The 14,234-nt window shown below is 66.0% G+C and carries 12 protein-coding genes; 9 read left to right on the top strand and 3 right to left on the bottom strand.

The features are described 5' to 3' along the window. The 3 genes from ACLEJP_RS02515 to qhpG are packed head-to-tail and all read left to right on the top strand — an operon-like array spanning nt 1 to nt 3,686. Complete coding sequence (locus ACLEJP_RS02515; protein WP_440804303.1) at nt 1–1,734, top strand: ABC transporter ATP-binding protein; 1,734 nt, start codon at nt 1–3, stop codon at nt 1,732–1,734. After that, a complete protein-coding gene (qhpE, locus tag ACLEJP_RS02520) occupies nt 1,724–2,401 on the top strand; it encodes a subtilisin-like serine protease QhpE (protein ID WP_440804305.1) in 678 nt (225 codons plus the stop codon). The genes ACLEJP_RS02515 and qhpE overlap by 11 nt, the downstream gene beginning before the upstream one ends. Continuing rightward, entirely contained in the window at nt 2,394–3,686 is a 1,293-nt protein-coding gene (gene qhpG, locus ACLEJP_RS02525; RefSeq protein ID WP_440804308.1) for a flavin-dependent monooxygenase QhpG, read from the top strand. Before qhpE ends, qhpG begins: the two co-directional genes overlap by 8 nt. 172 nt (nt 3,687–3,858) lie before the next feature. Here the strand turns inward: qhpG and ACLEJP_RS02530 are convergent, their stop codons facing one another. Both ACLEJP_RS02530 and ACLEJP_RS02535 read right to left on the bottom strand, forming a co-directional pair. After that, the gene (locus ACLEJP_RS02530; RefSeq protein WP_440804311.1) at nt 3,859–5,172 is read right to left on the bottom strand and encodes a hypothetical protein; all 1,314 of its coding nucleotides are present in this window, start codon (nt 5,170–5,172) and stop codon (nt 3,859–3,861) included. Between the two features lie 94 nt (nt 5,173–5,266). Further along, the gene (locus ACLEJP_RS02535; protein WP_440804313.1) at nt 5,267–6,760 is read right to left on the bottom strand and encodes an aldehyde dehydrogenase family protein; all 1,494 of its coding nucleotides are present in this window, start codon (nt 6,758–6,760) and stop codon (nt 5,267–5,269) included. Here ACLEJP_RS02535 and ACLEJP_RS02540 point away from each other — a divergent pair. From ACLEJP_RS02540 to ACLEJP_RS02565, 6 genes are all read left to right on the top strand, one after another. Beyond that, on the top strand, nt 6,741–6,914 hold the full coding sequence (locus ACLEJP_RS02540; protein ID WP_440804315.1) for a hypothetical protein: 174 nt from the start codon (nt 6,741–6,743) through the stop codon (nt 6,912–6,914). The genes ACLEJP_RS02535 and ACLEJP_RS02540 overlap by 20 nt on opposite strands. Before the next feature lie 268 nt (nt 6,915–7,182). After that, nucleotides 7,183–8,748 (top strand): quinohemoprotein amine dehydrogenase subunit alpha, encoded by a 1,566-nt coding sequence (gene peaA, locus ACLEJP_RS02545; RefSeq protein ID WP_440804318.1) that lies wholly within the window; start codon nt 7,183–7,185, stop codon nt 8,746–8,748. Between the two features lie 49 nt (nt 8,749–8,797). After that, a complete protein-coding gene (gene peaB / locus ACLEJP_RS02550) occupies nt 8,798–10,228 on the top strand; it encodes a quinohemoprotein amine dehydrogenase maturation protein (RefSeq protein WP_440804320.1) in 1,431 nt (476 codons plus the stop codon). 1 nt (nt 10,229) lies between these two features. Further along, the gene (qhpC, locus tag ACLEJP_RS02555) at nt 10,230–10,553 is read left to right on the top strand and encodes a quinohemoprotein amine dehydrogenase subunit gamma (RefSeq protein ID WP_440804322.1); all 324 of its coding nucleotides are present in this window, start codon (nt 10,230–10,232) and stop codon (nt 10,551–10,553) included. A gap of 32 nt (nt 10,554–10,585) precedes the next feature. Further along, nucleotides 10,586–11,707 carry a quinohemoprotein amine dehydrogenase subunit beta gene (peaD, locus tag ACLEJP_RS02560; protein WP_440804324.1) on the top strand — a complete coding sequence of 374 codons (1,122 nt, stop codon included), beginning with the start codon at nt 10,586–10,588 and terminating at the stop codon, nt 11,705–11,707. Nucleotides 11,708–11,826: 119 nt separating this feature from the next. Continuing rightward, nucleotides 11,827–13,500, top strand: coding sequence for a fatty acid CoA ligase family protein (locus tag ACLEJP_RS02565; RefSeq protein ID WP_440804326.1), 1,674 nt, complete (start codon nt 11,827–11,829; stop codon nt 13,498–13,500). Between the two features lie 128 nt (nt 13,501–13,628). On the opposite strand, the gene mobA is transcribed toward ACLEJP_RS02565, so the two are convergent. After that, entirely contained in the window at nt 13,629–14,204 is a 576-nt protein-coding gene (mobA, locus tag ACLEJP_RS02570) for a molybdenum cofactor guanylyltransferase MobA (protein ID WP_440804329.1), read from the bottom strand. Nucleotides 14,205–14,234: the final 30 nt, after the last annotated feature.

The following is a 14,234-nucleotide window of genomic DNA, read 5'->3' on the forward strand; positions in this document are numbered from 1 at the left end:
GTGGGCGGCCTGTTCGCCCGGCTGGTGGAATCCAGCGACCCGCACCTCATGCGTCAGGCGCTGGCCTGGCTGTATGGTTTCGTGCGCCCGCATCGGCGCGCCATCGGCCTGTTGCTGGGCTTGTCGCTGGGTGCCTCGCTGCTGGCCCTGGCGCAACCCTGGCTGGTCAAGACGCTGATTGACCAGGGCCTGCTGGCCAAGGATTACCAGACCCTCTGGCACATGGCGGCGATCATGATCGCCGCCGGCCTGCTGGGCACCGGGCTGGCCGGGATCAACCGCTACCTGCACACGCGCCTGTCGGGGCGCATCCTGTTTGCCCTGCGCGATGATCTTTACCGGCACCTGCAGCAGTTGTCGCCGACGTTCTATGGCCGCCGACGTACCGGTGACATCCTTTCGCGGCTGGATGGCGACGTGGCGGAAATCCAGCGTTTTGCCGTGGACTCGCTGTTCTCGGCGGTATCGGCGGTGATCGGCCTGGTGGGCGCGGTGGTACTGATGCTGATGCTCTCCTGGCAGCTATCCCTGTTGCTGGTGCTGCTGGTGCCGATCGAGGTGCTGTGGCTGCGCTGGATGCGACGCAAGGTGGAGCGTGAAGTGCGCCAGCTGCGCGAGCGTTCGGCGGATGTGTCGTCATTTCTGGTGGAAACGCTGCCAGCGATGAAGTTCATCCAGGCGGCTGGCCAGCAAAGCCGCGAGGCCGGGCGCCTGGACCAACTGGGCCAGGGCTACATGCGCCAGCTGCTCAAGGTCCAGGTGACCGAGTTCTTCACCCAGGCCATCCCGGGCACACTGACCTCCTGGTGCCGCGCCTGCGCGTTCCTGGTCGGTGGTTGGTGGGTGATCCAGGGCACCTGGCAGCTGGGCGCGCTGATCGCTTTTTCCACTTACATGGGCATGGCGGTCGGGCCGGTGCAGAGCCTGCTGGGCCTGTACGTGGCAGTGCAACGCATGGCCGTGAGCCTGGGGCGGGTCATGGAACTGAAGCAGGAAGCGGTGGCGGTGCGCTCGCCGGCCAACCCGCAGCCGATGCCCGATGGGCCGGGCGAACTGCGCCTGGAGGCGCTGAGTTTCGCCCATGAAGGGCGCCAGGGCGCGGTGCTGAACAACCTGCAGCTGTGTGTGCCAGGTGGCCTGAAAGTCGCCATCAGCGGTGCCTCGGGGGTGGGCAAGTCGACCCTGATCGATCTGCTGCAGCGTTTCTACGACCCGCACGCCGGGCGCATCCTGCTGGACGGCATCGACCTGCGCGAGCTGGACCTGGTGGCGTTGCGCCGGCGCATCGCGGTGGTCAGTCAGGACATCGTGCTGTTCCGCGGCACCCTGGCGCAGAACCTCGCCTACGGCGCGCCGCAGGCCAGCCGCGCCGAGCTTGAGCGGGTCGTGCAGCTGGCCCGGCTGGACAGCCTGGTCGAAAGCCTGCCACTGGGCCTGGACGGCTTGCTCGGTGAGCGCGGCCAGCAATTGTCCGGCGGCCAGAAACAACGTATCGCCATTGCCCGCGCGGTGCTGCAGGCCCCGGCGATCCTGGTGCTGGACGAGGCCACGTCGGCAGTGGACGAAGCTACCGAGCGCGAGGTGATCGCGGCCATCGACCAGTTGTTCGCCGGCCGCACCCGCATCCTGATCAGCCACCGCGCTTCGACCTTGGCCGATGCCGACCTGCATCTGCAGCTGCAGGCTGGCCAACTGCAGGTACTGCCCCGCGAGGTAATCAGGCATGGGCACTGAGTTGCGCGTTGGCGTCATCGACAGCGGCTGCTCGCTGGCGCAGGGCCGCGGCCTGCTGGGGGCACGACGCTTCTGGCTGGAGGACGGTCAGTTGCGCGAAGGTGAACCTCTGCCCGACCAGCTCGGGCACGGCAGTGCGGTCGTAGAGGCTGTGCAGCGCGAGGCCGGGCCGGTGCCGCTGCTGGTAGCCCAGGTGTTCGCCGGCCAGGCCAGTACCAGCGCATTGCAGGTGGCGGCTGCGTTGCTGTGGCTGGTGGAGGCGGGGGCCACGCTGGTCAATCTCAGCCTGGGCCTGCAGCAGGACCGGCCGGTGTTGCACCAGGCTTGTGCCGAAGCCGTGGCTGCGGGAGTGCTGCTGTGCGCGTCCAGCCCGGCACAAGGCGGGCCGGTGTACCCGGCCAGCTACCCTGGCGTGATTCGGGTCACCGGCGATGCGCGCTGCGCGCCAGGCCAATGGTCATGGCTGGGCTCGCGGCAGGCCGACTTCGGGGGCTATGTGGGGGCGGGCGGCAAGGCAGGTGCGAGCCTGGGCTGCGCGGCCCTGAGCGGCAGGATTGCCGCGTTGTTGCGTGAGCAGCCGGGCATGCGCCAGCAGCAGGTGCACGACTGGTTGCGCCAGCACGCGGCGTTTGCCGGCCCCGAGCGACGGGGGGCCGAGCATGCCTGAACCGCGCATTGTGGTGCTGGGCGCGGGCCCGGCCGGTGCGGCCACGGCGATTGGCCTGCGGCGCCTGGGCTACGCCGTCACGGTGGTGTCCGAATGGCGCCGCTTTGCCGCGGTCGAAGGGGTTTCGCAGCGGGTGCTGGACGCCTTGCGTCATGCTGGCCTTGGCGGTGCCCTGGGCCAGGCGGCGATAGCGGCCACCCGGCGGGTGCACTGGGGCGGCCAACAACTCCAGCTGAACCAGGAGTTCCTGCTCGACCGGCAACAGTTTGACCGGGCACTGCGCGACGATCTGCAACGCGCCGGGGTAAGCGTGGTCGAGGGGCGGGTCGGCGAGCTCCGGCACGACGCAGGGCACCAGGTGCGTCTGGTCGATGGCCAGCTACTGCTGGCTGATTTCCTGGTCGAAGCCCGCGGCCGTCAGGCCCCGTTGGCGGCTGATCGCCTGCGTGGGCCGGAGACGGTCAGCCTGCTCAATGCCTGGCAGGGTGCCCCTGGGACCCCTGCCTCGGCGGTGGAAAGCCTGGAGGATGGCTGGGCATGGATGGCGCGGCTGGAAGATGGCCGCTGCTACTGGCAGGTCACCCTGGACGCCGCCGGCTTGCCGGGCAAGGCCGGGTTGGCAGCGTACTGCGCAGCGCGGCGAGCCCGCAGCGCGCTGGTGGCCGAGCTGTTCGATGCCCGGGCGCTGGCGCCGGCGCAGGTGCATGCGCGCAGTAGTACTGCGATTCTGGCGGGTGAATGTGTCGGCCAGGACTGGATACGGGTAGGCGATGCCGCGATGGCCGTCGACCCATTGTCGGGCAACGGCATATTCCAGTCGCTGTCTTCGGCGTTGCAGGCGCCGGTGGTGATCAATACCTTGCTGCGCAGGCCCGGGCGGGCTGCATTGGCGCGGCAATTTCACCAGCAGCGGGTCGAACAGCTGTTCTTGCGCTTTGCCCGCATTGGCCGGGATTTCCATGGCCAGGAGCAGGGCCGGGCCGAGCAGCCGTTCTGGGCACGGCGTCAGGGCTGGCCGGACAGCCAAGCGCTGCACGTGGCGGCGGACTGGCAGGCGCTGCGGGTGGAGCGACGGCCGGTGTTGCGTGACGGCCTGGTGGACGAGGCCGAGGTGGTGGTGACGGCGGACCAGCCGTTAGGGGTGTGGCATTTGCAGGGTGTGGAGTTGGCGCCGGTAGTGCGCGAACTGTGGGGCGGTCGGCCAGTTGAGGCAGTGCTGGCAGGCCTGCCGGGGGAGCAACAGATGAGGGTGCGGCGCTGGTTGTCGGAGCAGGGCCTGGCTTGAGATGGCCGGGCTGCTCTGCGGCCCACTCGCGACGGTGCCATCTACCGCGTCGCCTGCTTCGCGGATAAATCCGCTCCTACAGGTGTGAACCACCCGGCTTCGGGTTGACGCGGTCCCTGTGAGAGCGGCCTTGTGTCGCGATGGGCCGCGTAGCGGCCCCGAGGATTTCGGATCAGAAGAAGGTGCCGACGATCACCTGCATATAGGTCCCGCTATCCCGCCCACTCAGCTGGGTGCCGCCATCGGCCGCACTGCGCTCCGGCTGGTAGAAACCCACCAGCGGGCTGACCAGCAGGTGCTCGTTGACCATCCATTCCACATACAGGTCCAGCTCCCGTCCGCCCTGGTTGCCCCGGTCGGTGTCCAGCGTGTCGAAGTCGAAGTACAGCGCGCCCAGGGTCAGGTTGTCGCGTGGCTTGCCCTTCAGCGCCAGGTGATGTACCTGGGTATTCTTGTTGAATGGCCCGGCATAGTTGGCCGCCACTTCTCCCTGGAACCAGGTGCCATAGCCACGGCTCAGGCCGTAGAACAGCGGGTCGAAGTTTTCGGAAAAGCGGCTGTAGCGGTAGGTCGCGGTGGGTGTCCAGGGCCGTTCGGAAAAGGTCCAGTTGCCCTCCAGGTACCAGGCGTTCTCGCGCCTGCCGGTCTGGTCCTGGGTCACGTATTCGGCGGCCAGCTCCAGATCCTTGACGCCCAGGCTGCCGCGCCCGCGCAGGCTGGCCGTGTCCATGCCATCGCGGTGTTGCAGGCCCATGATCTGCGCGTAGCGCTGGTCCACGTCGAGGCCGTGGATCCAGCTCAGGCCGACACTACCGGCATCGGCGACGTGTTCCAGGTTGGCCACCGCCAGCGAGGTATCGGCCTGGTAGTGGTTGTCGGACTTCAGCCACATCAGGTCGCCGCGCCAGCCCTGTTTGCCGCCCAGGCGCAGGACTGCGGTGCGGTCGAAGGCCTTGCGTGCGGCCAGGTAGTAGGCGCCGCCGCGGTCGAAGTTGGCCCCCAGGTCGACCTTGCCCAGGTTCACCGGGTCACCCTGGATCAGGAAACCGTCACCCAGGGTCACCACCTGGCGGCCGCCGGAAATATCCACGCCGTCCTCGCCCAGGGCCGGGAACAGGTTGGCTGAACGCCAGCCCAGGTACAGGTCTTCGATGGCGGTGCGGCGCTCATCACCCAGCGTCAGGCCGGCAGCATCGCCATCTCCCCAGGTGGCGGAGCTGAGCAGGTTGAAGGCGCCGTAGAGGGTACCGCTATCGGCCATGGCCTGGCTGCCGCTGAGCCCGTACTTGACGTAGCCTTCCTGCCAGGCGCTGCTGCCGGGTTGGCGGTTGCCGGCCAGGTTGAAGCTTTCGTCGCTGTGGAAGCTGCCGAACAGCGCTTCGAGGTCGGCGTTGAGCATACTGCCACCGTGGTTGTACAGCTCGTAGGCCTGGCTGACGGGGGCGGCGAACAGCAGGGCCAATGTGCAGGCGAGGGTGTGCCTCATGGGTTTGCTCCATGGTTTCTTATTGTTGTTTTTGTTGCCTTGGCCGGCCTCTTCGTGGGCAAACCCCACGCAGAGGCCGGCAACAGGCGGAAGATCAGAGCTTGATCAGTACCGATTTGAGCTCGGTGTAATGCTCGATGGCAGCCGCCCCCATCTCGCGGCCGACGCCGGACATCTTGTAGCCGCCGAACGGCAAGGCCGGGTCGAGGGCGCTGTGGCAGTTGACCCACACCGACCCCGACTTGATGCGCGGGATCATCCGGTGCACGGCGGCGAGGTCGTTGGACCAGATGCTCGCGCCAAGCCCATAAGGGTTGTCGTTGGCCATGCCGATCACCTCGTCGAGGTCATCGAACGGCATGGCGACCAGCACCGGCCCGAAGATTTCTTCCTGGACCAGGCGATGGCGCTGGTCGACATCGACGATCACCGTCGGCTTGACGAAGTAGCCCGGCCCGAAGCCCTCGCCGCCGCAAGCGACGGTCGCGCCCAGTTCGCGGCCAAGCTCGATGTAGCCGGTGACGCGGTCCTGCTGCTTGGCCGAGATCAATGGCCCCATCTGCACTGCCGGGTCCAGGCCGCTGCCGAGTTTCATGCCATTGGCGATGCCGGCGATGTCGGCCACCACATTGTCGAAGTGCTTGCGGTGTACATACAGCCGTGAGCCTGCGCAGCACACCTGGCCCTGGTTGAAGAAGATCGCCGTGGCCGCGCCAGCGGCGGCCTCCTGCAAGTTGGCGTCGGGCATGACGATGGTCGGCGACTTGCCACCAAGCTCGAGGGTGACGCGGGTCATGTTGTCCATGGCGGCCTTGCCGATCAGCTTGCCAACCTCGGTGGAGCCGGTGAAGGTCAGCTTGTCCACGCCGGGGTGGCGGCTGAGCGCGGCACCGGCATTCAGGCCGGTGCCGGTGACCACGTTGAACACCCCGGCCGGGTAGCCGGCTTCCTCCACCAGTTCCGCCAGCTTGAGCACGCTCAGTGGCGTTTCGTCTGCGGGCTTGAGCACTACGGTGCAACCCGTGGCCAAGGCCGGGCCGAGCTTCCAGCAGGCCAGCAGCAGCGGGAAGTTCCAGGCGACGATGGCACCGACCACGCCCACCGCTTCGCGCCGGACAAAGCCGTGGAACTGCGCGTCGGGCATCAACGGCATCGAAGGTTCGACGGTGCTACCCTCGAGCTTGGTGGCCCAGCCTGCCATGTAACGCAGAAAGTCGATGGCCAGTTGGACGTCCATCACCTGGGCCACCGCGGCGCTCTTGCCGTTGTTCAGGCATTCCAGCTCGGCCAGTTGACGGGCGTCGCGCTCCATCAGCTCGGCCAGGCGCCACAACAGGTTCTGCCGCTCCCGTGGGCGCAGGCGGCTCCACGGCGAGTCGTCGAAGGCCTGGCGCGCGGCGCGGACGGCGCGGTCGACATCTTCGGCGTCGGCGCTGGGCACTTCACCCAGCACGTCGCCCGTGGCCGGGTTGCGGAACGACAGGGTGCGGCCGCTGGTGGCGTCCTGCCAGTCGGCGCCAATGCGCATCTTCAGCTTGCGCTCGAGGAAGGCGCGGGTGGCGGGCAGGATGGGCAGTTCGGAAAGCATTGGGCTGTGCCTCTTGTCATTGGATGTGACCGGCACCGGCGCAATGGGCGTGCCAAGCTGGCGCGATGGTCGCAACCCGTTGAAACGGTTGGCTTTTGTCCTGCTGCAAGGCTGGGATTGCAGGCTTGCGCTGTTGCACATTGAGACGGTGTGAGACGGTGGTGACACAGTGCGTATTGCCGGCTTCTGCGCGGGCATGCCCGCGAGGGCCTGCGCTGTCTCAGGATGAAACACCCTGTCGCGAAATGGCACGCTGCAATTGGCTTTCGCTGATGGCGGCCAAGCGCTGGAGACCGGCTAAGGGGTTGAAAGAACACACTTTTACAGCAACTGGCACAGTTCCTGTATCGCCACCGACACATGCACATCTGCTGTACCCGAGCGTGCGAAAACATAAGAACAACAACCGTGGAGGTCTGACCTTGAAGACGACTCGACTCCGGCGGCATGCGGGCAAACTGGCGCTGGTCGCCGCCGCGCTGCTGAGCACCCAGGCCATGGCGGCCGAGCAGGGCCCGAGCCTGTTGCAGAACAAGTGCATGGGGTGCCATATCCCCGAAGGCAACGACAGCTACAGCCGTATCAGCCATCAGCGTAAAACACCCGAAGGCTGGCTGATGAGCATCGCGCGCATGCAGGTGATGCACGGCTTGCAGATCAGTGACGACGAGCGCCGTACCCTGGTCAAGTACCTCGCCGACAAACAGGGCCTGGCGCCCAGCGAGACCGATGGCGTGCGCTACGCCATGGAGCGCCGGCTGAACACCGTCGAGCAATTCGACACCCAGCTCAGTGAAACCTGTGGCCGTTGCCACTCGGGGGCCCGCGTTGCCTTGCAGCGCCGCCCGGCCAAGGAATGGGAACACCTGGTCAATTTCCACCTCGGCCAGTGGCCATCCCTCGAATACCAGGCCCAGGCGCGTGACCGCGACTGGCTGCCGATCGCCCTGCAGCAAGTGGTGCCCGAGCTGGCCAAACGCTACCCACTGGAAAGCCCGGCATGGGCCGCATGGCAGCAGGCAAGGCCGAAAGCCGACGCGCTGCCGGGGCAGTGGGCGTTCAGCGGCCACATGCTGGCCAAGGGCGATGTGCGGGGGGTGATGACGGTGGTTGCCGACCAGGACGATACCTTCAAGGTCGAGGTCAAAGGCAGCTACGCCGACGGCACGCCGTTCAACGGCAGCGGCACGGCGCTGCTCTATAACGGCTATGAATGGCGCGGCAACGTCAAGGTCGGCGACAGCAACCTGCGCCAGGTGTTCGCTGCGCTGGACGGCGAGATGAAAGGCCGTATGTTCGAGGCCGATCACGACGAGCGTGGATTGGACTTCATCGCCGCCAAAGAGGGCAAGGCGCGCTTGTTGGCGGCTCAACCTGCGTTTATCAAGGCCGGTGGCGAGAGCGAGATCACCCTGGTCGGCACCGGCCTGGCCGGCAAGCCTGAGCTGGGGGCTGGCGTTGAGGTGACCGAGGTGCTGGAACAGACCCCGACCCTGGTGCGGGTGAAGGCCCGTGCGGCGGCGGATGCCAAGCCTGGCCAGCGCGACGTGGCGGTGGGTGGGCTCAAGGGCGTCAGCCTGGCGGTCTACGACAAGGTCGAAGAAGTGAAAGTGGTGCCGGCATTCTCCATCGCCCGTATCGGCGAGAACGGTGCCTCGGTGCCCAAGGTCCAGGGCCGTTTCGAAGCCGAAGCCTGGGGCAAGGACGCCGCCGGCCAGCCGCTGCGCATCGGCTATCTGCCGGCCAGCTGGAAGGTCGAGCCGTTCAACGAGCGTGCGGTCGAGGACCAAGACGTCAAGTTCGCCGGGCAGATGCAGGCCGATGGCGTGTTCGTGCCTGGCGGTGCCGGCCCCAACCCGGCGCGCAGGATGATGACCAACAATGCCGGCAACCTGAAGGTCGTCGCCACCCTGGCCGACGGCGGCCAGAGCGGTGAAGGGCACCTGATTGTCACCGTCCAGCGTTGGAACAACCCGCCGCTGCCCTGAGGGCAGGGCACAACGGTTTTGCCAACGAATCGATTATCGGGAGGTCGCCATGGGCGCACTACTGAACCTGGTCGAACGCAACCTGCACGAAGTGCAGGTCGATGCCGACCGCATGCTGTTCCATATTCCCAGCAGTTCGCTGTTCACTGCCGATGCGGTGACCGGGGGCATCATCGACACCCTGCGCCAGCACGGCTGCTCGGCCGAGGAGCTGTTGCAGCGCCTTGGTCAGCAGTTTGCCGGTGATGATATCCAGGACACCCTGCGCGAGCTGATTGCGCTGGAGCTGGTCAGCGACGGCTCGCCGCTGACCCCGGAAATCGCCGTCAGGCAGGTCGAACGCACCGCCCTGAATACCGTGGTGCTCAACGTCAATACCGGCTGCAACCTCAGCTGCACCTATTGCTACAAGGAAGACCTGGACAAACCTTCCGCCGGCAAGAAGATGAGCACCGCCACCGCCGAAGCCTCGGTGGAGATGCTGCTCAAGGAGTCGCCCGACGAGGAACGCTACAGCGTGGTGTTCTTCGGTGGCGAGCCGCTGTCCAACCGGCCGCTGATCGAGCACATGGTCGGCTACTGCGAGCGGCGCTTCGCCGAAGCCGGCAAGCAGGTGGAATTCATCATGACCACCAACGCGACCCTGCTCACCGAAGAGATCATCGACTGGCTCAACGCCCACCGTTTCGGCTTGTCGATCAGCATCGACGGCCCGAAGACCGTGCACGACCGCAACCGCATCACCGTGGGCGGGCAGGGCACCTATGACGTGGTGCGGCGCAAGGCCGACCTGCTGCTGTCGCGCTACACCAGCCGCCCGGTGGGTGCGCGGGTCACGCTGACCCGTGGCATCACCGACGTCGAGACCATCTGGAACCACCTGTTCAACGAAATGGGCTTTGCCGAGGTCGGTTTTGCCCCGGTCACCTCCGGCGACATGGCCGACTTCAACCTCACCGGCGAAGAGCTGGTGCAGGTGTTCGCCAACATGAAGGCGCTGGGCCGCAAGTACCTGCAGGCGGCGCTGGAGCACCGCAACATCGGCTTCTCCAACCTGCACCAGCTGATCACCGACATCCACGAAGGGCACAAGAAGGCCCTGCCGTGCGGTGCCGGGTTGAAGATGCTGGCGGTGGATCACCAGGGCGAGCTGAACCTGTGCCACCGCTTCACCGGTTCCAGCCTGCCGACCTTCGGCAATGTGCACCAGGGGGTGAAGCAGGCGCAGCTCAACGACTTCCTGTCGCAGCGCCTGGACCGCAGCGACACCGGCTGCGACAGCTGCCGCATCCGCAACCTGTGCTCCGGCGGCTGCTACCACGAAAGCTACGCCCGTTATGGCGACCCGCAGCACCCGACCTACCACTATTGCGAACTGATGCGCGACTGGGTCGACTTCGGCATCGAAGTCTACAGCCGCATCATGGCCGCCAACCCGGCCTTCATCGATCGCTACATCACTCCGCGGAAGGCGCACTGACATGAAGCACTTGAAGCCCCTGAACAACAAGGCGCGGATTCTCCAGCAGGCCGCCGCCGAGGACCGCGTCGAAGAAGTCATGGCCATGAGCGCAGTGGCGGGTTGCACCGCCACCACCGACCCGGGCTGGGAAGTGGATGCCTTCGGCGGCGTGAGTTCGCTGTGCCAGCCGATGGAGGCCGACCTGTATGGCTGCTCCGACCCTTGCTGGTGGCCGGCCCAGGTGCCGGACATGATGAGCACCTACCAGGACTGGAACGCCCAGGCGAGCAACTCGGCCGAAGACTGGCGCAACCTCGGCACCGTGTTCCCGAAAGACAAGTGACCGGCCCAACCAGAACGACAAGGGGAAACCGCATGAAAGCTGGACGCTGCGCGTCACTCGCGCTCACCATCGCCGCCACGGCATGCGCCGGGCTGGTACAGGCCGCCGACACCGGGCCGGCGCTGAAGGCTGGCCACGAATACATGATCGTGACCAACTACCCGAACAACCTGCATGTGGTCGATGTGGCCAGTGACAGCGTGTTCAAGAGCTGCGTCATGCCCGACAGGTTCGGCCCCGGCACCGCGATGATGGCGCCGGACAACCGCACCGCCTATGTGCTCAACAACCACTACGGCGACATCTACGGCATCGACCTGGACACCTGCAAGAACACCTTCCATGCCAGCCTGTCCAGCGTGGCGGGCGAAGTGGGCAAGTCGATGTACTCGTTCGCCATCAGCCCCGATGGCAAGGAAGTGTACGCCACGGTCAACCCGACCCAGCGACTGAACGACCACTATGTGGTCAAGCCACCGCGGCTTGAGGTGTTCAGCACTGCCGATGGCCTGCAGGCGAAGCCCGTACGCAGCTTCCCGATGCCGCGCCAGGTGTACCTGATGCGCGCCGCGGACGACGGCAGCCTGTATGTTGCCGGGCCGGACATCTACAAGATGGATGTGCACACGGGCAAGTACACGGTGGCGCTACCCCTGCGCAACTGGCAGCGCAAGGGCTACAGCGCCCCGGACGTGCTGTACTTCTGGCCGCACCAGAACCCGCGCCACGAGTTCTCGATGCTGTACACCATTGCCCGGTTCAAGGACGACAAGCAGGACCCGGCCACTGCCGACCTGCTGTATGGCTACCTGAGCGTCGACCTGAAGACCGGCAAGACCCACACCCAGGAGTTCGCCGACCTCACCGAGCTGTACTTCACCGGGCTGCGTTCGCCGAAAGACCCGAACCAGATCTACGGCGTGCTCAACCGCCTGGCCAAGTACGACATCAAGCAGCGCAAGCTGATCAAGGCGGCCAATCTGGAGCACACCTACTACTGCGTGACCTTCGACAAGAAGGGCGACAAGCTGTACCTGGGCGGTACCTTCAATGACCTGGCGGTGTTCAACCCCGATACGCTGGAGAAGGTGAAGAACATCAGGCTGCCGGGCGGTGACATGTCGACCACTACGCCGCAGGTGTTCATCCGCTGACCAGGTGTTGGCTTCATCGCGGATAAGTCCGCGCCTACAGGTCAACGGTGATCTTGTAGGCGCGGATTTATCCGCGACAGGGCCGGTACAACCCACACAAGAACAACAAGAGAACGCCCATGCCCCAGCCAAGCTACTCCCAGGGCAACCAGACCAAGGCCCTGCTCAGCCAATGCATCGGCGACGCTTTCGACAGCACCGTTGCCCGCTACCCCGATCGCGAAGCCCTGGTGGTGCGCCACCAGGCCCTGCGCTACACCTGGCGGCAACTGGCCGAGGCCGTCGACCAGCATGCCCGGGCACTGATGGCCCTGGGCGTGCAGCCCGGCGAGCGCCTGGGGATCTGGGCGCCCAACTGCGCCGAATGGTGCATCACCCAGTTCGCCAGCGCCAAGGTCGGCGCGATACTGGTCAATATCAACCCGGCCTACCGTTCCAGCGAACTGGACTATGCCCTCGGCCAGTCCGGCTGCCGCTGGGTGATCTGTGCCGACGCATTCAAGACTTCCGACTACCACGCCATGCTGCAAGGCCTGGTGCCGGGCCTGGCCTGCGCTCAGCCGGGTGCCCTGGCCTGCGAGCGCTTTGCGCAACTGCGTGGGGTCATCAGCCTGGCCACTGCGCCACCGGCGGGCTTTCTCGCCTGGCATGACCTGCAAGCCCTTGCCGCGGCCGTCAGCCGCGAGGCCCTGGCCGGGCGCCAGGCACAACTGCACTGCGATGACCCGATCAACATCCAGTACACCTCGGGCACCACCGGTTTCCCCAAAGGTGCCACGCTCAGCCACAGCAACATCCTCAACAACGGCTACATGGTTGGCGAAAGCCTGGGCCTGACCGAGCATGACCGGCTGGTGGTGCCGGTACCGTTGTACCACTGCTTCGGCATGGTCATGGCCAACCTCGGCTGCATGACCCACGGCAGTACCCTGATCTACCCCAGTGACGCGTTCGACCCGCTGGCCACGCTACGCGCGGTGGCGGAAGAACGGGCCACCGCGCTGTATGGCGTGCCGACCATGTTCATCGCCGAGCTGGACCACCCGCAGCGCGGCGAATTCGACCTGTCCAGCCTGCGCACCGGGATCATGGCCGGCGCCACCTGCCCGATCGAGGTGATGCGCCGGGTGATCAGCGAGATGCACATGGCCGAGGTGCAGATTGCCTATGGCATGACCGAGACCAGCCCGGTATCGCTGCAGACTGGCGCCAGCGACGACCTGGAGCGTCGCGTGACCAGCGTCGGGCGCACCCAGCCGCGGCTGGAGAGCAAAGTGGTCGATGGCGCCGGCAACACCGTGCCGCGCGGCGAGGTCGGTGAACTGTGCACGCGTGGTTACAGTGTGATGCTGGGCTACTGGAACAACCCTGAAGCGACCGCCGAAAGCATTGACCAGGACGGCTGGATGCACACCGGCGACCTGGCGCTGATGGACGAACAGGGCTACGTGCGCATCGTCGGGCGCAGCAAGGACATGATCATTCGTGGCGGGGAGAACATCTACCCGCGTGAACTGGAGGAGTTCTTCTTCACCCACCCGGCGGTGGCCGATGTGCAGGTGATCGGCGTGCCCTGCAGCAAGTACGGCGAAGAGATCGTCGCCTGGGTGCGGCTGCATCCGGGGCATACCGCGAACGCCGATGAACTGCGCGACTGGGCGAAGGCACGGATCGCCCATTTCAAGGTGCCCAGGTACTTCCGCTTCGTCGACGAGTTCCCGATGACGGTGACCGGCAAGGTGCAGAAGTTCAGGATGCGTGAGATCAGTATCGAGGAGCTGACGGCCAGTTGATGTATTGCCTGTGCCGGCCCTTTTCGCGGGCTCGCCCGCTCCCACAGGTACAGCGTATAGCTCAAGTAATGCGCAAGTCTGTGGGAGCGGGCGAGCCCGCGAAGAGGCCATCAAAGGCAGCAGAGGTTTCAGCCTTGTAGCAACGCCGGGCTATTGAAGTTGCTCAACCTGCGATCATCCTCGGCACACTCAAGCCCTTGCACCGCCTCCCGCAGCAAGGCCTTCTGCAAACTCCGCTCACCCGCCGCCCAGGCCTGCTCCAGCACCGGCAGCACCCGGCGCGGCAGTACACTGAACATCGGCTGCCAATACCCCCCCTGACGCACCATCGCAGCACCGTAACTGGACACTGCAGCCTCCCGCAGCGCATTGATCAGCGCCTGGTCAACCAAAGGCGCATCGCAGGCCAGCAGCACCACCCACTCATGCCTGGCTACCCTCAGCCCAGCTATCACCCCGGCCAGCGGCCCGGGGAAGTCTGCCTCGGCATCGCCCACCAGTTGGTCTGCATAAATGGCATACGCCTGCTGGTTACGGTTGCAGGAAATCACCAGGTCATCGCTGAGCGGCCTTACCACGCGCTGCACATGCGCCACCAGCGGTACGCCGTGCCAGTCGAGCAGGCCTTTGTCGCGGCCGCCCATGCGTTGGCCGCGTCCACCGGCGAGAATGAGGATCGAGCAGGGTGGCAGTGCATCAGGCATGAAAAAGGGTTCCGGGCAGTCATTGCCGGG

Origin of the sequence: Pseudomonas sp. SMV7, from assembly GCF_052041995.1 — a bacterium.
In the GTDB taxonomy this organism is placed as follows: Bacteria; Pseudomonadota; Gammaproteobacteria; order Pseudomonadales; family Pseudomonadaceae; genus Aquipseudomonas.